Annotated in this window: 19 protein-coding genes; 17 read left to right on the top strand and 2 right to left on the bottom strand. The window is 28.4% G+C overall.

The window, feature by feature from the left end:
- Nucleotides 1–383 precede the first annotated feature (383 nt).
- The 13 genes from lpxC (at nucleotide 384) to metA (ending at nucleotide 11943) form a co-directional block, all read left to right on the top strand.
- Nucleotides 384–1232 carry a UDP-3-O-acyl-N-acetylglucosamine deacetylase gene (gene lpxC / locus HMPREF1552_RS09605; RefSeq protein WP_021744982.1) on the top strand — a complete coding sequence of 283 codons (849 nt, stop codon included), beginning with the start codon at nucleotides 384–386 and terminating at the stop codon, nucleotides 1230–1232.
- Nucleotides 1233–1342: 110 nt separating this feature from the next.
- A complete protein-coding gene (gene fabZ / locus HMPREF1552_RS09600) occupies nucleotides 1343–1777 on the top strand; it encodes a 3-hydroxyacyl-ACP dehydratase FabZ (protein ID WP_021744981.1) in 435 nt (144 codons plus the stop codon).
- 163 nt (nucleotides 1778–1940) lie between these two features.
- Entirely contained in the window at nucleotides 1941–2717 is a 777-nt protein-coding gene (gene lpxA, locus HMPREF1552_RS09595; RefSeq protein ID WP_006804215.1) for an acyl-ACP--UDP-N-acetylglucosamine O-acyltransferase, read from the top strand.
- Between the two features lie 98 nt (nucleotides 2718–2815).
- The gene (locus tag HMPREF1552_RS09590) at nucleotides 2816–3619 is read left to right on the top strand and encodes an LpxI family protein (RefSeq protein WP_021744980.1); all 804 of its coding nucleotides are present in this window, start codon (nucleotides 2816–2818) and stop codon (nucleotides 3617–3619) included.
- A 194-nt stretch (nucleotides 3620–3813) separates the two neighbouring features.
- Nucleotides 3814–5019 (top strand): lipid-A-disaccharide synthase, encoded by a 1206-nt coding sequence (locus HMPREF1552_RS09585; RefSeq protein WP_021744979.1) that lies wholly within the window; start codon nucleotides 3814–3816, stop codon nucleotides 5017–5019.
- Nucleotides 5020–5039: 20 nt separating this feature from the next.
- The gene (locus tag HMPREF1552_RS09580; RefSeq protein WP_021744978.1) at nucleotides 5040–6497 is read left to right on the top strand and encodes an MATE family efflux transporter; all 1458 of its coding nucleotides are present in this window, start codon (nucleotides 5040–5042) and stop codon (nucleotides 6495–6497) included.
- Between the two features lie 30 nt (nucleotides 6498–6527).
- Nucleotides 6528–7151, top strand: a complete 624-nt coding sequence (gene plsY, locus HMPREF1552_RS09575) for a glycerol-3-phosphate 1-O-acyltransferase PlsY (protein WP_021744977.1) — start codon at nucleotides 6528–6530, stop codon at nucleotides 7149–7151.
- A gap of 17 nt (nucleotides 7152–7168) precedes the next feature.
- The gene (locus HMPREF1552_RS09570) at nucleotides 7169–8191 is read left to right on the top strand and encodes an NAD(P)H-dependent glycerol-3-phosphate dehydrogenase (protein WP_021744976.1); all 1023 of its coding nucleotides are present in this window, start codon (nucleotides 7169–7171) and stop codon (nucleotides 8189–8191) included.
- 38 nt (nucleotides 8192–8229) lie between these two features.
- Nucleotides 8230–8421: a hypothetical protein gene (locus HMPREF1552_RS09565; RefSeq protein WP_021744975.1), complete on the top strand. Its 192-nt coding sequence runs from the start codon at nucleotides 8230–8232 to the stop codon at nucleotides 8419–8421.
- Nucleotides 8408–8965, top strand: coding sequence for a hypothetical protein (locus tag HMPREF1552_RS09560; RefSeq protein ID WP_021744974.1), 558 nt, complete (start codon nucleotides 8408–8410; stop codon nucleotides 8963–8965). The genes HMPREF1552_RS09565 and HMPREF1552_RS09560 overlap by 14 nt, the downstream gene beginning before the upstream one ends.
- Before the next feature lie 25 nt (nucleotides 8966–8990).
- Nucleotides 8991–9812: an RNA polymerase sigma factor RpoD/SigA gene (locus tag HMPREF1552_RS09555; protein WP_021744973.1), complete on the top strand. Its 822-nt coding sequence runs from the start codon at nucleotides 8991–8993 to the stop codon at nucleotides 9810–9812.
- 15 nt (nucleotides 9813–9827) lie between these two features.
- A complete protein-coding gene (dnaN, locus tag HMPREF1552_RS09550; protein WP_021744972.1) occupies nucleotides 9828–10955 on the top strand; it encodes a DNA polymerase III subunit beta in 1128 nt (375 codons plus the stop codon).
- Nucleotides 10956–11004: 49 nt separating this feature from the next.
- On the top strand, nucleotides 11005–11943 hold the full coding sequence (metA, locus tag HMPREF1552_RS09545) for a homoserine O-succinyltransferase (protein ID WP_021744971.1): 939 nt from the start codon (nucleotides 11005–11007) through the stop codon (nucleotides 11941–11943).
- A 183-nt stretch (nucleotides 11944–12126) separates the two neighbouring features.
- On the opposite strand, the gene HMPREF1552_RS09540 is transcribed toward metA, so the two are convergent.
- Nucleotides 12127–12699: a YiiX/YebB-like N1pC/P60 family cysteine hydrolase gene (locus tag HMPREF1552_RS09540; RefSeq protein ID WP_021744970.1), complete on the bottom strand. Its 573-nt coding sequence runs from the start codon at nucleotides 12697–12699 to the stop codon at nucleotides 12127–12129.
- Nucleotides 12700–12979: 280 nt separating this feature from the next.
- Between HMPREF1552_RS09540 and HMPREF1552_RS09535 the strand changes: the two genes are divergently transcribed.
- The 4 genes from HMPREF1552_RS09535 (at nucleotide 12980) to HMPREF1552_RS09520 (ending at nucleotide 15902) form a co-directional block, all read left to right on the top strand.
- Complete coding sequence (locus HMPREF1552_RS09535; RefSeq protein ID WP_021744969.1) at nucleotides 12980–13780, top strand: Mrp/NBP35 family ATP-binding protein; 801 nt, start codon at nucleotides 12980–12982, stop codon at nucleotides 13778–13780.
- 68 nt (nucleotides 13781–13848) lie between these two features.
- On the top strand, nucleotides 13849–14526 hold the full coding sequence (locus HMPREF1552_RS09530; RefSeq protein WP_006804200.1) for a response regulator transcription factor: 678 nt from the start codon (nucleotides 13849–13851) through the stop codon (nucleotides 14524–14526).
- Nucleotides 14527–14752: 226 nt separating this feature from the next.
- On the top strand, nucleotides 14753–15388 hold the full coding sequence (locus tag HMPREF1552_RS09525) for a superoxide dismutase (RefSeq protein WP_039901560.1): 636 nt from the start codon (nucleotides 14753–14755) through the stop codon (nucleotides 15386–15388).
- Nucleotides 15389–15692: 304 nt separating this feature from the next.
- Nucleotides 15693–15902, top strand: a complete 210-nt coding sequence (locus HMPREF1552_RS09520) for a DUF1858 domain-containing protein (RefSeq protein ID WP_021744967.1) — start codon at nucleotides 15693–15695, stop codon at nucleotides 15900–15902.
- A gap of 682 nt (nucleotides 15903–16584) precedes the next feature.
- Here the strand turns inward: HMPREF1552_RS09520 and htpX are convergent.
- On the bottom strand, nucleotides 16585–17451 hold the full coding sequence (gene htpX, locus HMPREF1552_RS09510) for a zinc metalloprotease HtpX (protein ID WP_039901557.1): 867 nt from the start codon (nucleotides 17449–17451) through the stop codon (nucleotides 16585–16587).
- Nucleotides 17452–17717 lie beyond the last annotated feature (266 nt).

The following is a 17717-nucleotide window of genomic DNA, read 5'->3' as shown; positions in this document are numbered from 1 at the left end:
TTTTAGGTCGGTTTTGTATAAGTTTCACTATAAATTCAAATAATCGTTTTCATACTTAAAAAATCATTAAATCATAAATAAAATTATTATATTCAAATTTTTAAATTTAGATTACAATACTGGTATAAAAGTATTAATATGTAAAAAACAAATATTATCGGACGTAATAATTTATGTTTCATTATATTTTATAAATTTAAAATATCATAAAATCAGACAATTAGTTATTGAAATTAATATGAAACAATAAAATATTACTTAATTCATAAATAACAAAAGGAAAAATATTTAAATTTATGATATAATGTTTACAGAAAGAATAAAAATAATTTTTTAAAAATTAAATATGAACTAAAATCTTAGAAAATGGAGGAAATTAGGAAATGAAAAGAAGAACTATAAAAAATACTATTGAAATATCAGGAATTGGACTTCATAAAGGAGAAGAAATAAAATTAACTTTGAAACCTAGCGAAAATAATGATGAAAGAGGAATTATTTTTAAAAGAATAGATGTGATTGGGAAAAATAATGTTATAAAGGTTGATTATAGAAATTTATTTGATTTGGAAAGAGGAACAAACATTAGGAATGAAGATGATGTTAAAGTTCATACGATTGAGCATTTTTTATCATCACTTTCAATCACAGGAGTGACGGATATTTTAGTTGAAATATCAGGGAACGAATTACCTATTTTGGATGGAAGTTCAATTGGATTTGTTGAAAAATTGTTAGAAGCTGGAATTGTAGAGCTGAATGAGGAAATAGAGCCTGTTGTGATTACGGAGCCTGTTATATTTTCAGATGAAAAGGCCGGGAAATATGTGATGGCATTGCCTTATGATGGATTTAAAATATCTTATACGATTGATTTCAATCATAGTTTTTTGAAATCACAGTATTATGAACTTGAAGTAAATTTAGAAAATTATATAGAAAATATTGCAAAATGTAGAACTTTTGCATTTGATTATGAAATAGATTTTCTTAAAAAGAATAATTTGGCACTAGGAGGAAGTTTGGAAAATGCTGTGGTAGTGGGGGCAGACGGTCCATTAAATCCAGAAGGATTAAGATATCCTGATGAATTTGTAAGACATAAAATTCTTGATATAATTGGAGATTTATATGTTTTGGGAATGCCTATAAAGGCTCACATTATCGCAATAAAGGCTGGACACTATATAAATTCAAGATTAACTGAGATGATTGCAAAAAAATATTTATAAAAAATATAAAAATTGCTTGTAATTTGGATAAAAATCAAATATAATGTAGGTATAAAATTTTTAGAATAGTTGAAATAAATAAAAATACAAATTCAGGAGGAATAAAAAATATGGCAGCAAATGAAACAATTATGAGTATAGAGGATATTATGAAAATATTGCCACATAGATATCCTTTTTTGCTAGTAGATAAAGTTATCGAAAAAAATGGGACAGATTCTCTGGTAGCGGTAAAGAATGTTACAATGAATGAAGAGTTTTTCCAAGGACATTTTCCAGGAAAACCTGTAATGCCAGGAGTTTTACAAATAGAAGCATTGGCACAGGCTGTAGGACTGTTAATGTTAGAACCAGGGAAAATACCTTTATTTATGTCAATTGACAAATGTAAATTTAGAAGAGCGGTTGTTCCAGGAGATCAATTAAGACTGGAAGTAGAAAAAATAAAAGTTAAAAGTAATGTAATAGTTGCACGTGGAAGATGTGTTGTTGACGGTACAGTTGTAAGTGAAGCTGACTTGAAGTTTTCAGTACAGGATTTATAATTAGATAGTACTCAAACTACTTTGAAATTGGACTTTTTAAAATAAAACAAAACTGTTGTTTGGGTAGCATGAAAGTTATTTAGTTCGATTTTTTAGAAGTTCTGTTTAATTTTAAAATTCGGATTTTAAGTAATTCAAAATAAAAGAATGAGGTATAATAATTATGAGTTTAAATATACATCCAACGGCAATTGTTGATCCAAATGCTAAACTTGGAGAAAATGTAAAGATAGGTCCTTATTCGATTATAGGGCCGGAAGTAATAATCGGAAATGGAACTATTGTAGAATCGCATGTTGTAATTGAAGGGGAAACGATTATTGGCGAGAATAACTATATTTTTTCTTTTGCTTCAATAGGGAAAGATCCGCAAGATTTAAAGTTTGCTGGAGAAAAAACGAGAGTTGTTATTGGAAACAATAATAAAATTCGTGAATTCGTTACAATTCATCGTGGAACTACTGATAAATATGAAACAAGAATTGGAAATAATACGCTTGTAATGGCCTATGTTCATATTGCTCACGATTGTATAATTGGAGATAACTGTGTACTGGCAAATGCTGCGACTTTTGCTGGACATGTTGAAGTGGAAGACTATGCGGTGGTAGGTGGACTTACTGCTGTGCATCAGTTTACAAGAGTTGGGCGGCACGCAATGATAGGTGGATGTTCGGCTGTAAATCAGGATGTTGTTCCTTATATGCTATCTGAAGGGAATAAGGCAAGAGCTGTATATATCAATATTGTAGGACTTCAACGTAGAGGTTTTTCGGAAGAGCAGATAAAAAGGCTAAGAGAATTGTATAAAATTATATTTAAGAAAAAGTTGAAACTGGAGGAAGCGCTTCAAATTGTTGAACGTGATTATGGACAGTATGAAGAAGCACAAAATCTTGTTAATTTTATAAGAAAAAGTAAAAGAGGTATAACAAGATAGAAAATAAAAACTTAAAATGTAAAATTTCTCAAAATAATCTATATTTTATTTTGAGTTAATTTTTTAATATAGATATTTTTTAAGAGGAAAAAGTGATAATGGAAAAAGTAGGTTTGATTGCTGGAAATGGGAAATTACCTAAATTATTTTTGAATCAATGTATTTTGAAAGGGATTGAGCCATTTTCGGTTTATCTATTTGAAAGTGTGGAAGAAAGTGTAAAAGAGCATAAAAATTCTGTGAAGTACAGCGTTGCTCAAGTTGGGAAAATAATCTCATATTTTAAGAAAAACGGCATAAAGCATTTAATAATGCTTGGAAAAGTTGAAAAAAATTTGATATTTTCAAATTTAAAGTTTGACTTGACAGCAACTAAGATATTATTATCTACAAAAAATAAAAAAGATAAAAATATTTTAAAGGCAATAATTGATTACATTGAATCAGAAAATATCGAAGTTCTGCCTCAAAATTATCTAATGGACGAGTATATTGCAGGAAATGAAACATATACAAAAGTTTTACCAAGTAAAAATGAGGAAAAAACAATAGAAATCGGAATTGAAGCGGCAAGGATGCTTACCGACATTGATGCAGGACAAACAGTTGTTGTAAAAGATGAGTCGGTCATTGCTCTTGAAGGAGTGGAAGGTACTGATAAGACAATTTTACGTGGTGGGGAACTGGCTGGAAAAAACTGCATTGTAGTGAAAATGGCAAGGCATCATCAGGATTATCGTATAGATATTCCAACAATTGGTCTGGAAACGATAAAAAAAGTTGTAGAAATTAATGGACGTGGAATTATAATCGAAGCTGATAAAATGCTGTTTATTGATAAAGAGGAAGTTATAAAATTTGCAAACAAAAATAAAATTTTTATAAAAGGAATTAAGATTTAAAAGTTTTTTTGTAAAACTATTTTTTAAAATTAAACTCAAAAAAAATTATAAATACTGGTATTTTATTTAGTTTTTATTGTTAAAATCTATTCAAATATCTATATTGTTGTCTGCAAAATATATAAAATAAATGTTTGAAAAATTTGTAAAGCAGTTTTAAGTAAGTAAATTAAAGAATATAAAAAAGGCTAAAAATGATAAATAATAAAAATGATATAATAAAAGAAAAAAACAATGATTTATCAATAGTAAAATCTCAAAAAAAGAAAAAAATCTTTATTTCCTGCGGTGAAATGTCTGGAGATTTACACGCTTCATACATTGTGGAAGAAATGCGAAAAAAAGATAAAAATGTTGAGTTTTTTGGTGTGGTTGGAGATAAATCAATAGAGGTTGGAGTTAAGGCAGTAAATCATATTAAAAATAATGATGTTATGGGATTTGTAGAGGCTTTGAAAAAGTACAGTTATTTTACGGAAAAAGCCCATGAATATTTAGAATTTATCAAGGAAAATGGAATAGAAACTGTTATTTTTGTTGATTTTGGAGGATTTAACCTGAAATTTTTTGAGTTATTGAAAAAGAAAATTTTAGAAAAAGAACTGCAGAATCTGAGAATAATTTATTATATTCCGCCTAAAGTATGGGCTTGGGGGAAAAAACGGATTGAAAAATTAAAGAAATTTGATGATGTTATTGTAATTTTTCCTTTTGAAAAGGCATATTATGATAATACTTTGAAAAAGAATGAATCAAAAGGACTCAAAGTAGAGTATTTTGGTAATCCATTTGTTGACAAATATGAATTTTCTGATAAGCTGGGAGAAAAAATATTGCTTCTTCCAGGAAGCAGACGACAGGAAATCGAGAAATTTTTGCCAGTAATTATGGAACTGGTTAGAAATGAAAAAGTTAAAAATGAGAAATTTTTGATGAAGCTGGCAAGCAAGGATCATATAAAATATATACGTGACTTTGAGAAAAAATACAAAATTGATGTTTATAAAATTCCAAATTTAGAAATAACATTTGATGAAATAAAAAATATTCGTAAAGATTGTAAATATGCGATAGCGACTTCGGGAACAGTAACTTTTGAAGTATCACTTATGGGACTGCCTGTGATAGTAGTTTACAAAACATCTAAAATTAACGCTTTTATTGCAAGAAAGATAATCAAAATAAAATATATAACGCTTACTAATCTAAATGCAAACAAAGAGATTTTTAAAGAATTGCTGCAGGAAGATTTTTCGGTGGAAAAGTTGCTTGAAGAAATGGAAATTATGGAAAAAAATAAGGAAAATGTTGTTTTAGAATTGAAAAAAGAGAGAGAAAAACTAGGTAATTTTGGAGTTTTGGAAAAAATTGCTGATTATTTGTTAGAAAATAGAGATTAACTTTACAAAAAGGAAAAAATATGGAAAAAAAACGTGAAGAACTGTTAAAAGGTTCTATTTTGAAATTATTTGTAAAATATTTCATACCAACACTTATTGGATCTGCGGCAGTTGTTTTGTATAATATTGTTGACAGGTTCTTTGTTGGAAAGATTAGTGAAAAAGCACTTGCTGGTGCGGGAATTGCTTTTTATATTGTTATGCTGATTATTGCCTTTTCAATGTTCATAGGAGTTGGAGCTGGAACTATTATTTCAATTCGGCTTGGACAGGGAAAAAAAGGAGAAGCTAAAAAAATATTGGGAAATGCAGTAACATTATTTACTATTTTAGGACTTGCACTGTATGTACTTTTAATATTGAATATTAACACAGTTTTACGATATTCAGGTGCTAATAATGAAACATTGCCGTATGCAAGGGCATATCTGGAAATTATATTACTGGCAATTTTGCCCTTGTTTTATTCATTTGGATTGACAAATGTGTTAAATGCGGCTGGAGCACCACGAGTTGCGATGTTTTCAATGCTGATTGGCGCAGTTGTAAATATTGCTCTGGATTATGTGGCTGTAATGATTATGCATACTGGAATCGAAGGAACTGCTTATGCAACATTAATTGGAAATGTGTTATCTGCGATATTTGTACTTTGGTTTCTGATTGCCGGGAAATTACCATTTAAAATTGATATGTTTGGATTTAAATTGGAAGAAGAAAGCATTATTACAATAAAATTTTCAAAAATGAAATTAGATTCAAAAATAATAAAGGATATTTTTTCAATAGGAATGTCGCCATTTTTGTTACAAGCTGCAAGTTCAGGAGTAGGACTTGTAACAAATAAAATTGTAGACACTTATGGCGGGACTTACGGTGTAGCAGTTATGACAATTATAAATTCATATTTACCAATTATGACGATGAGTGTTTATTCAGTTTCGCAGGCTGTTCAGCCAATAATTGGATTTAATTATGGTGCCCAAAATTTTACAAGAGTGAAAAAATCATTAATGACAGCTATAAATGCAGGAGTTATATTATCTTTTATATTTTGGGTAATTGTAATGCTTTTACCTAAAGAGCTAATTTTGTTCTTTAATGAAAAAAGTACGCCTGAAGCTTTGAGAGAGGGAGTAAAAGCCATTAGAATATATTTTTCACTTGTAGTAATTTCATCTTTTGGAATAACTGTACCAAACTATTTTCAGGCAACGGGACGTTCAAAATATTCAGTTATATTGAATTTATTAAGACAAGTTGTTATATTTCTGTTAGTTGTCATAATTTTTTCAAATATTTGGAAGTTAGACGGTGTATGGCTTGCACAGCCATTTACTGATTTACTGTTTTTCTTGATATTGTTAATTTTCTTATATAAGGAGAAAAGGTTTTTTGACAAAATGATAGAAAATCAAAATCGTCTGTTGGGATATAAAGAAATAGATGAAGATGAAGATGGAAATAGTGATAAATAATAAATTTATTGAAATAAAGAGGAATTAAAAATGATTACGATTTTATTAATGATATTAGCATATATTTTAGGAAGTGTGCCAAATGCACTTTGGATAGGAAAAGTGTTTAAAGGGATAGATATTCGTGAGCATGGGAGCAGAAATACTGGCTCTACAAATGCGGCTCGGGTTTTAGGGGCAAAATTAGGTGTTTTGACATTAATTTTAGATGTTTCTAAAGGATTAGTTCCAACATTGACAGCAATCTTATTAAAAGCTGATTTTTTTGAAAATTTGACAAAAATTTCAAATTTTGATTATGTACTAGTTGGAATCTGTGCAATTTTAGGTCATGTTTTTTCTATTTTTATGAATTTTAAAGGTGGGAAGGCTGTTGCAACGACACTTGGAGTATTTCTGATTTTAGTGCCAAAAGCGATATTGTTTGCTGCAATTGTATTTTTTGTGGTTTTTGCAATTTCAAAATACGTTTCATTATCTTCTATTTTAGCGGCTATATCACTTCCAATTTTTATATATTTTTTGTATCAGGAAATAATATATATTATTTTAGGAATTTTGATAGCAATCTTAATTGTAGTGAAACATAGAAGTAATATCGAAAGATTAAAAAATGGTACAGAATCTAAATTTAGCCTAAAAAATAAGAAGTAAGAAAGGAAGGGATAATAATGAAAAACATATTAGTCATTGGTGGTGGAAGCTGGGGGACATGTCTTTCAAAATTATTAGTAGAAAATGGACATAAAGTCTATTTATGGGAGCATAATGAAGAAGTAAGAAAAGTAATTCGTGATACAAAGGAAAATCCAAAATTTTTACCCAATATAAAATTACCAGACAGTCTTAATGTTGTGGATGATTATGCAGATGTTCTTGAAAATTCTGAAAAATATGGAAAAATTGACATTCTTTTATTAGCAACTCCTACGCAATTTTTAAGAAACATTTTAAAAAGATTGAAAAATTTCTTAAATTATAATATAATATTGGTAAATGTTGCAAAAGGGCTAGAAATTGCTACTAAAAAAAGAATTTCTGAAATAATAGCTGAGGAGCTTGGAAACAAGCCGTATAATTATGTTCTGCTGGCAGGACCGACGCACGCTGAAGAAGTGGCTCAAAAATTGCCATCTGCCATACTTTCTGTATCTGAAAATGAAGAAGCTGCCAAAACAGTACAAACTACATTTAGTAATCTTTATTTCAGAGTTTATACAGGGACAGACCTTATGGGTGCTGAACTTGCTGGGGCACTAAAGAACTGCCTTGCAATCGCAGCGGGAATTGCTGATGGAATGGGTTATGGAGATAATACAAAGGCAGCTCTAATAACTCGTGGAATTAATGAAATGTTTGAAATTGCAAAATATTACAACGCCAATCCTAAAACATTTATGGGATTATCAGGGCTTGGAGATATTATTGTAACTTGTACAAGTAAACACAGTAGAAATAGATTTGTGGGAGAGAAACTAGGACAAGGTGAAAAAATTGAAGATATAGTTTCTCACATGAATATGGTGTCAGAAGGTGCAGAAACAATAAAGGCTCTTTATAAAATTATAAAGGAAAATAACCTGAAAGCACCAATTTTTACAGCACTTTACGAAGTAATATACGATGGGAAGCCAGTTTCAGAACTGGAATCTACATTTATGAGCAGAGATTTAAAATCAGAATTTTCAAATTAATGTTTTAACTTTTAATAATAATTTGAGGAGGGATTAAAATGGCAACACAAAGTTTTACAAAAGAAATAACCTTTGAGGCTAAAGATGTCGATAATTTAATAAAAGCACTGGAAAATAATAAAAAACCTAAATTAACGAATATAAAAACTGAATTTGTAACTGATAAAAAGGAAATTGAAAAATTATTAGGAGAAAATAGTATCGTTACAAAGTTTATTGGAATATACTAATGAAGGAGATATAAAAAAGAATTTTTTAGAAAATTTTAAAAGTATTGAGACTAATGATATTGAAATTTTTTTATATGAAAAAGCAATAAAATATGAAAAAGATTCAATTTCAAGTACACATTTAGTTTTTAATGAAAATGGCACTTTAGTTGGTTATTTTTCTATTGCTAATAAAGGATTAGTAATAACTGAACATAATTATAAAATATTAAGTAATACACAGAAGAGAAAATTAACTTATAGTGGAAGAAAGTTAGAAAACAGTGTTTATATAGTAAATAGTTATTTATTAGGACAGATTGGAAAGAATTATAATATTCCAAAAGAAGAAATAATAGAGGGTATTGATTTATTGACATTGGCATTTAACTTAATTTTAGAAGCAAAGAAAATAATTAATGCAAAATATGTTTGGTTAGAATGTGAAAATAAAAATAAATTAATAGACTTCTATAATAATTTTGGGTTTCAGAAAATAAAAGATTTTCGTTCTGAAAATAATTTAACTGTAATGATTATGAAATTAAAAAAACTAGACAAATAAAAATTATTAAAACTGGAGTGAGGTAATGGAAGATAACAACTTAAACCTAATGTCGTTATATTTAAGTGATATTCAAAAATTTGATTTACTCTCAAAGGAGGAAGAATATGAACTATTAAAACGAATTAGGGAAGATGATGATGAGCAAGCAAGGCAATTATTGATTTTATCAAATTTAAGATTGGTAATAAGTACAGCTAAAAAGTCTCTTGGAAACGGGCTTCCTCTGATTGATTTAATCAGTGAGGGTAATATTGGACTAATAAAGGCCATAAATAAGTTTGACTATGAAAAAGGTCATAGGTTCAGCACATATGCAGTATGGTGGATAAAGCAGTCAATAAAAAAGGCTATCATCAATATAGGACGTGATATAAGAATACCGTCTTATAAGTACGAGCAATTGTCAAAAGTAAATAAAGTTATAAAAGATTATACTGCCATTCATGGTGAAGCTCCATCGACAGAATATATTGCGAAGGAAGTTGACTTGAAGGAAAGCAAGGTTATCTTGCTTTTAGGTGAATTTCAGGATATAATGTCATTAAATGAAACAATAGGAGATAATATTTATTTGGAAGATATCATTGGGAAAAATGATGATGTTGAGGATAAAATAATAAAAGAAGATCAGCTTATCGAAATGAAAGATTTGCTTGAAAAAGTTCTGAATAAGCGTGAAAGAATGATTCTTGAATATCGTTATGGACTGTATGACAACAAGATTCATACATTAAAGGAAATTGGAGAACAAATGGGAATTACTCGTGAAAGAGTTAGACAAATAGAAAAAAAGGCTATAACAAAATTAAAAGAACATTTGGAAGAATATAAGGATATACTGTAAAGGAGAGTTAAGAGTATGTTACATATAATTGTAGATAGAAAATCATTATTAAAAGCTATAACTATAGTTGAAAATGCAGTAACTGAAAATAAAATAAGAGAAGTCCTTTCTGGAATTTATATTGAAACACACGAAGGAAAGGCAATTTTACGTGGAACAGATTTAGAGTTATCTATAAATACTGAAATAGAAGCTCAAATTGAAGAAGAAGGAAAAATTGTTATAAAACACAAATTAATCGAAGAATTTTTGAAACAAATTTCTGATGAAAAAATTACATTGATTGAAGAAAACGGAAAATTAGTAATTAAAGCAAGTTCAACAAACACTGAATTTTCTTTATATGATTCAGAAAATTTCCCAGTTCAGTCAAAACTGGAAAATGGAGTTGAATATGTCTTTGAAAAAGAAAAGTTATTAAATGATATTGAAAATGTAAAAATTTCGGCTTCTCCAAACCCAGAAAATCTTGCTGTAAACTGTATTAGAATGGAAATAGAGGAAGACAAGTTAAAACTCATCTCATCTGATACATACAGATTGACATATATTGAGGAAAATTTGGATGATGCTCAGAAAGGGAAGGAAAATCTTAGTTTAAGTATTCCATTAAAAACAATAGATGGATTAATAAAAATTATGAAACTTATTGATGAGGAAAATATTACAGTAAAATCAGATGGTTCAAAAGTATTTTTCCAATTTTCAAATGTAGAAATATTGACTCGTACAATTGATTTACAATTTCCAGATTACAAATCAATTTTAAATAACTCACAACATAATAAAAAAATATTGCTAAATACAAAGGATTTTTTATCGGTGCTAAGAAGAACGGCTATATTTGTTAGGGATAACAAAGAAGCTAAAAATGGTGGAATATTTAATTTTGCCAAGAACAAGCTATTGCTTACTGGAACAAGTGAAAATGCTCAGATAAAAGAAGAAATTGTAACAATTCAGGAAGGTGGAGATTTAAAGATTTCATTAAATGTAAGATTTTTACTTGATTATATTTCCACAATTGAAGGAAAAGTAACCGTGCTGGAACTGTTAAATAATAAGAGTTCAGTAATTGTAAAAGACGAGGATAATGATAAATCGCTGTATTTCACAATGCCACTAGCACTTAGAGAAAGTTAAAAACCAATTGAGACAAGCAAAATAAATTTTTACGAAAGGAGAATATGCAATGCCTATAAAAATACCAAATAACTTGCCGGCTGTAGATATTTTAGCAAAGGAGAACATCTTTGTAATGGATGAAAACAGGGCATTGTCGCAAGATATTCGTCCTTTAAAATTTATAATAATAAATTTAATGCCTACAAAAATAGAAACAGAGACTCAATTACTAAGATTACTTAGTAATACCCCTTTACAAATGGAAGTTACATTCTTAAAAATGGCTTCTTATGTTTCAAAGAATATCTCAAAGGAACACATGTCAAATTTTTATAAAACATTTAAGGATATAAAGAATGACTATTTTGATGGACTTATTATAACAGGAGCTCCAGTTGAAAATATTCCTTTTGAAGAAGTAATTTACTGGAAAGAACTTTCTGAGATTATGGAATGGAGTAAAACACATGTTTATTCAACAATGTGCATTTGCTGGGGAGCACAAGCTGCATTGTATTATCATTATGGAATACAGAAGTATCCTTTGAAAGAAAAACTTTTTGGAATTTATCCTTTAAATATTAACATTTATCATACGATGCTACTTCGGGGATTTGATGAAGTGTTTAATATGCCACAGTCAAGACATACTGAAGTTCGTGCAAGAGATATTAAAAAAGTTTCTGAACTGGAGATTATTGCATGTTCTGAAGATGCAGGAGTCAGCATTGTTCGTAGCCGAGATAAACGAAATATTTTTATTATGGGGCATTTGGAATATGACAGGATGACACTTGCAAAAGAATATGAAAGAGACATAAAATTAGGAAAAGATATAAAAATTCCATTTAATTATTATCCAGATAATGATATAAATAAGAAACCACTTTTTGTATGGCGAGCTCATGCAAATTTATTATTTTCTAATTGGGTGAATCATCATGTTTATCAAGGAACACCTTATGATCTTACAACATTGGGAGATGCTCCGAATTTTCAGATTTAATAAAATCGAATTTATAAATTTTCTTTACAATAAATTAAATATCATATCAATTGCTTAAAACTGAAATCAAAAATATCTATATAATCTAACTAACCTTCTGTTCTTGCTAAATTAGGATTCTATGTAACAAAAAGGAATGTCTCAAAATGATTAAAATTTTGAGACAGCCTCTTTCTTTTAGATTTATGAATATAGCTTAATATTTTCTAAGAGAGGAGAATCCATTATGTCAAAAGGCATAACCCAACCTCCACCATTGGAATCGAGATCTATGTCACGACCCACTCTTTCTCCAGCTTTCTTAAATACAAGATATATAAATTGTGAGCAATAAAGTCTTTTATCAAAGTTCTTATGGAAAGTGAGACCATAAGGTTTTGTTACTGTATCATTAATTTCTTTAAATAGTTCGGATTTAAACTTATCGTTTATCCCTTTTAGCCTAAAAATAGCAATTTTTCTATTAATATTCTGCCAAGCATATAATGGACTTTCACTATATCCAGCAGAGTAAGACGGGAATTCAACAATTTTTTTGTGTTCATTTAATACTGCTGCATGTCCCCACATCGAACGTAATGTCGGTCTTTTAGAGAGAATAAGAATATCGCCCGGTTCTAGCATATCTACATTGGCAATCACTTCTCTCGGGGTATACCATACATATTTTTCTGATTTGGATTTACATAAAAGTGCCAAAGTTATTATAAAAAATATTAGTATTCTTCGGATATTTGATTTTATGCATATATTCATAGTTTATATTCCTTTCTATTAATTATATTTATAGTATAAACCTTTAAAATTAATTTTTTTTTGAAAAAAGGTTCAAATATATTATATAAAAAAGAAGGAGATTAGTCCAGCTTATTTTTTAATAAAAAAAATTTTTAGTTATAATTTATTTATAATAATAGAAAAATTAATTTTTTTTGAAAAAATGTAAAAAATTACTTGTATTTTTTCTGAGTTTATGATTTAATTAAAGTAGGGAAGTTAAATAAAATTATAATATTTTTAGAGTAAGGAGGAATGAATGCAAACTAATCCAGCTTTAGCCGAAAGAAAACAAAGAATTGATTCCAATATGTCCAAGATTAAGCATAAAATAGTAGTAATGAGCGGTAAAGGTGGCGTTGGTAAATCAACTACATCTGTTAATTTAGCTTATGGACTTTCATTAAGAGGATACAAAGTTGGTATTCTTGATGCTGATTTACATGGTCCAAATATTCCAATCATGTTTGGGAAAGAAGGCGTAAAGCTTTCAAAAATTTCTGAACCGTTGGAAATATCAGAAAATTTGTATATATCATCATTAAGTTTTTTTGTACCTGACAACTCTCCAGTTGTATGGAAAGGACCGCAAAAGATTACGGCGATAATGGAAATGCTAGAAGGAATTAGATGGGGAGAAATCGATTTTCTAATAGTCGATTTGCCGCCTGGAACAGGTGATGAGACACTAGGTATTGCACAGAATATAGGAACAGATTCTAAGGCAATAGTAGTTACAACACCACAAAAAGTTTCTATTCTAGATTCTACAAGAGCATTAAACTTTGCTAAATTAATTAATTTAAATGTGCTTGGAATAATCGAAAATATGAGTGGTTTTATTTGTCCTGACTGTCAAAAGGAAGTGAATATATTTAAAAAAGGCGGTGCCGAAACTATGGCGCAAGAGAAAAAAACTGACTTTTTAGGCTCAATACCATTGGATGGAAATATCGTGGAATCTAGTGATAATGGATTACCATTTATTTCAAATGATTCTGTAGCATCAAGAAAAATGAATGATATAATTACTAAAATAATTGAAAAATTAGAAAAGTAAACAAGAGCGAAAGGAGAAGTATTTTAAATATATTGTAATTTTAGTATATTTATTATACAATTAAAAAAATGAAAGTGTTAGTATTTAATAAAAATGAAAAAACTAGAATGGTAGTGGGACAGTTATTAAAAGAATTAAGTTTTAATGTTATATTAGCAGAAAATGAAGAACAAATGTTAGATGCCTTAAAGACAGAATCTCTTGACATTGCTTTTTTAGATATAAGTTCAATAGAAGATTTTCCATTGGCAATTGAAAGGGTATTGAGATATAAAAAACAAAGCTATATTTTGATGGCAATCGAGCAAGATGATAGATACGCAAAAACAGAGGCTCTATTAAAAGGAATAGATGACTATATATATAATGACTTTAGACTAGAAGAACTTTCTGCTAAATTTAGAGCAATCGTAAGAATTTTAAACAAACGTTTGACTGAAGATGAAATGGGTATTCTGACAGCTTACGACTTGACATTAAATCCTGCAAATAGAGAAGTTAAGCGTGATGGCAAGGAAATAGAATTAACAAATAAAGAGTTTCTATTACTAGAATATTTCCTAAGAAACAAAAATAGAGTGCTTACAAGAACAATGATTTCTGAAAAAATATGGGATATAGACTTTGTTTCAGAAAGTAATATTGTAGATGTGTATGTCAATTTTTTAAGATCAAAAATAGATAAAGGACATGAACAAAAAATTATTAAGACTGTAAGAAGTGTAGGATACATTATAAAAGAATAAGTATTTTTAATTGAAGAATTTTTAAATTATTCTGTTTTAATTGTTAAATTGCTAAGCTAATTAAATAATTTTTATATAATTTTCAATTTATACAAAATAGTGAAAAAATTAATTAACCAATTCATAATTGTAATAATAACAAATCCATAAAAAATATAAATTTTTATTGATTTTATAAAAATAATGTGCTAAAATGTATCATAAAAATAGATTAGGAGTGATAAAAATGTTTAAACAAATAGAATTAACTTACAGTTTTGATGCATTAGAACCAAATATTGATGCAAAAACTATGGAAATACATTATGGAAAGCACCATGCAGCGTATACTAATAATTTAAATGATACATTAAAAAATAATGCACCACAATTTTTGGAAAAACCAATTGAGGAAATCTTAGCAAATTTAGATGTATTACCAGAAGAAATAAGAGGAGCTGTTAGAAATAATGGAGGTGGATTTTACAACCACAATCTTTATTTTGAAATAATGGCACCTAATGCAGGTGGAGTACCTACTGGAGAATTAGCAGAAAAAATTAACGAAGCATTTGGAAGTTTTGAAGCGTTTAAAGAAAAATTTTCACAGGCTGCAGCAACTAGATTTGGATCAGGATGGGCTTGGCTTGTTGTAAATAAAGATGGAAAGTTAAAAGTAACTTCAACTGCAAATCAAGACAATCCATTAATGCCAGGAGCAACTTCTTGCGGATGTTCACAAGGAACTCCAATCTTAGGAATAGATGTATGGGAACATGCATATTATTTAAATTATCAAAATAGACGTCCAGATTATATTTCAGCATTTTTCAACGTTATAAACTGGAATGAAGTATCTAAAAAATACGAAGCTTTAAAATAGGCTAAAGTAAAAAATAAAGTATAGATTGAATTGGAAATGTTGGTCATAATAATTCTAGTTCAATCTTTTTCTTATCTAAAAATCTTAAATAACAATAATTTAAATTAAAAAAGAAAGTAAGATTAAGTTATAGATTAACCAATTTATTAATTTTTATGTATTTTTACTTCAACTTTTAAATATCTTGACTATAATTTGAACAAGAAATATTTGTTTATAAAAGTTGACTGAAATTATTTAATCTGCTATACTTAACTAGGATAGATAAATATTAAAATAAAATTTTAAATAGGAGGAGATAATTATGGAAAGAGTAACAAAAGATATGAATATAATGGAAGCAGTTGAAAAATATCCAATTATTGCACAAGTACTTATGAGATATGGACTTGGATGTGTTGGATGTATTATTTCGAGTGCAGAAACTTTGGGAGAAGGAATCGCTGTTCATGGATTAAATCCAGATATGATTATTGAAGAAGTAAATATGGTTCTTGAAAAACAAGAAGGATAATGAAAGTAAATAAAAATAGGTAATCTATTAGTAAAATTGCTATAAATTACCTATTTTTTTATACTTGAATTTTTTACATTGAACTAGTCTAATTAACTAAATTTAAAAGAATTTTCATAAATCTTTTGTCTTAGCTTTATTTAAAGGAATTCTATTATAAAGACTATATTATTAATAAAAATCCATAAATAATATTTGTTAATAATACTATACCTACCAGAAATCTATTTATAAATTTAAAAATGCTTTGACTGTTAAATGTAAAACTTAATGCCAGATTTAAGAGTGAATAAGATAATAATACTACTGAAAAATTTTTAAAAATCAAAAATTTGGGAGTTTTTAACAGCATTAAAGCCGGCGGTAATAAGTAACGGAATGAAGTAAAAAAACTGTATAAAAATATAGTCAGAACTTCAAGCAGCAGTATAAGTATAGTAATTCTTTCTGCAGACTTTACTTGTTTCCCGCTTAGGAATAACAGAGATACAAGTGAATAAATTCGTACAAAAAGTAATAGTAATGTTAAAAATGTAAAAGCATTTATCATATCTAATTCTCCATATTTCATAGTTTTTATACATTTTATCATATTTAAGATAAATTCTCAAGATAAAATGAAAGAGTTAACTTTAGTTATTTTATAATGTATTATAAATGTCATTAAAATTAAACTAAAAAACTATAATAAATGTTGCTCTCTTGCTATTTTTTCAAGTTCTCTTATTCTGTCATCAGTAGAAGGGTGTGTGCTGAATAAATTTTTAAGATTTCCAAGGCTTGAAAATGGATTTATTATGAACATATGGGCTGTTGTAGGATCTTGTCTATTCATGGCGATACTGTGGCTGTAACTCTCTAATTTTTGCAGTGCATTACGTAAATATAATGGATTTCCTGAATATTCAGCTCCAGCTCTATCTGCCATGTATTCTCTTTTTCTTGAAATAGACATTTGAATTATAGAAGCTGCTATTGGGGCTAAAAATGAAAGCAGCATTGCAGTTCCGACGTTATTTCTTCTTCTGTTTCCATCTCTATTATTTCCACTTGAAACATAAGGTAAAAATCTTGCAATATTGGCAATAGCTCCAGCAAAAGTGGCAGCAATTGTACTAACCAAAATATCACGATGCTTTATATGCCCTAATTCGTGAGCCATAACTCCAGCCAATTCGTTGTCATCCATCATTTCTAGTAATCCAGCAGTACAGGCAACTGCGGCATTTTGAGGATTTCTTCCAGTTGCAAAGGCGTTTGGCTGACGTTCTGGAATTATATAAATTTTTGGCATTGGTAAATTAGCATTTTTGGCTAATCTTTGTATCAATTGATACAATCTTGGATTATTTTCAGGAGTAACTTCCTGTCCATTATAAGCTCTTATAACCATTTTATCACTAAACCAGTAGCTATAAAAACTCATTCCCCCAGCAATCAGAAGCCCAATCAATGCCCCTTGCTGATTTCCCAATATACCACCAATTGCTACAAAGAGAAAAACTAATCCAAACATTAAAAAACCTGTTTTCATAGTATTTATAAACATAAGTGTCTTTTTTCCTTTCTTTTAATTTATGCAAAAATATTATATTATAAATTAGTATTTTTTTCAATAATTATATTTATTTTATAGATATTTAATACAAACGATATATTTAAACAACAAATTTATCAAAATTTTTTCAACAAAGAATTAAAAATTAGTATTTCCAAATAATTGAAATATAATTTTTTTGCTTTAATAAACTGGCGGAGTTTTTATTTGTCAGGATAAATCTTTCAGGCAAAATAAGAATTTACAACAATGAGAAT

The sequence above is a fragment of the Leptotrichia sp. oral taxon 879 str. F0557 genome, from assembly GCF_000469385.1.
GTDB lineage: Bacteria > Fusobacteriota > Fusobacteriia > Fusobacteriales > Leptotrichiaceae > Leptotrichia > Leptotrichia mesophila.
Note: the sequence above shows the minus strand (reverse complement) of the source record. Positions and strands in the feature narration are given on the sequence as shown.

Excerpts from the sequence above, each read along its gene's own strand:
- lpxC (WP_021744982.1), top strand. The coding sequence starts at position 384 with ATGAAAAGAAGAACTATAAAAAATACTATTGAAATATCAGGAATTGGA.
- fabZ (WP_021744981.1), top strand. The coding sequence starts at position 1,343 with ATGGCAGCAAATGAAACAATTATGAGTATAGAGGATATTATGAAAATA.
- lpxA (WP_006804215.1), top strand. The coding sequence starts at position 1,941 with ATGAGTTTAAATATACATCCAACGGCAATTGTTGATCCAAATGCTAAA.
- HMPREF1552_RS09590 (WP_021744980.1), top strand. The coding sequence starts at position 2,816 with ATGGAAAAAGTAGGTTTGATTGCTGGAAATGGGAAATTACCTAAATTA.
- HMPREF1552_RS09585 (WP_021744979.1), top strand. The coding sequence starts at position 3,814 with ATGATAAATAATAAAAATGATATAATAAAAGAAAAAAACAATGATTTA.
- HMPREF1552_RS09580 (WP_021744978.1), top strand. The coding sequence starts at position 5,040 with ATGGAAAAAAAACGTGAAGAACTGTTAAAAGGTTCTATTTTGAAATTA.
- plsY (WP_021744977.1), top strand. The coding sequence starts at position 6,528 with ATGATTACGATTTTATTAATGATATTAGCATATATTTTAGGAAGTGTG.
- HMPREF1552_RS09570 (WP_021744976.1), top strand. The coding sequence starts at position 7,169 with ATGAAAAACATATTAGTCATTGGTGGTGGAAGCTGGGGGACATGTCTT.
- HMPREF1552_RS09565 (WP_021744975.1), top strand. The coding sequence starts at position 8,230 with ATGGCAACACAAAGTTTTACAAAAGAAATAACCTTTGAGGCTAAAGAT.
- HMPREF1552_RS09555 (WP_021744973.1), top strand. The coding sequence starts at position 8,991 with ATGGAAGATAACAACTTAAACCTAATGTCGTTATATTTAAGTGATATT.
- dnaN (WP_021744972.1), top strand. The coding sequence starts at position 9,828 with ATGTTACATATAATTGTAGATAGAAAATCATTATTAAAAGCTATAACT.
- metA (WP_021744971.1), top strand. The coding sequence starts at position 11,005 with ATGCCTATAAAAATACCAAATAACTTGCCGGCTGTAGATATTTTAGCA.
- HMPREF1552_RS09540 (WP_021744970.1), bottom strand. The coding sequence starts at position 12,699 with ATGAATATATGCATAAAATCAAATATCCGAAGAATACTAATATTTTTT.
- HMPREF1552_RS09535 (WP_021744969.1), top strand. The coding sequence starts at position 12,980 with ATGCAAACTAATCCAGCTTTAGCCGAAAGAAAACAAAGAATTGATTCC.
- HMPREF1552_RS09530 (WP_006804200.1), top strand. The coding sequence starts at position 13,849 with ATGAAAGTGTTAGTATTTAATAAAAATGAAAAAACTAGAATGGTAGTG.
- HMPREF1552_RS09525 (WP_039901560.1), top strand. The coding sequence starts at position 14,753 with ATGTTTAAACAAATAGAATTAACTTACAGTTTTGATGCATTAGAACCA.
- HMPREF1552_RS09520 (WP_021744967.1), top strand. The coding sequence starts at position 15,693 with ATGGAAAGAGTAACAAAAGATATGAATATAATGGAAGCAGTTGAAAAA.
- htpX (WP_039901557.1), bottom strand. The coding sequence starts at position 17,451 with ATGTTTATAAATACTATGAAAACAGGTTTTTTAATGTTTGGATTAGTT.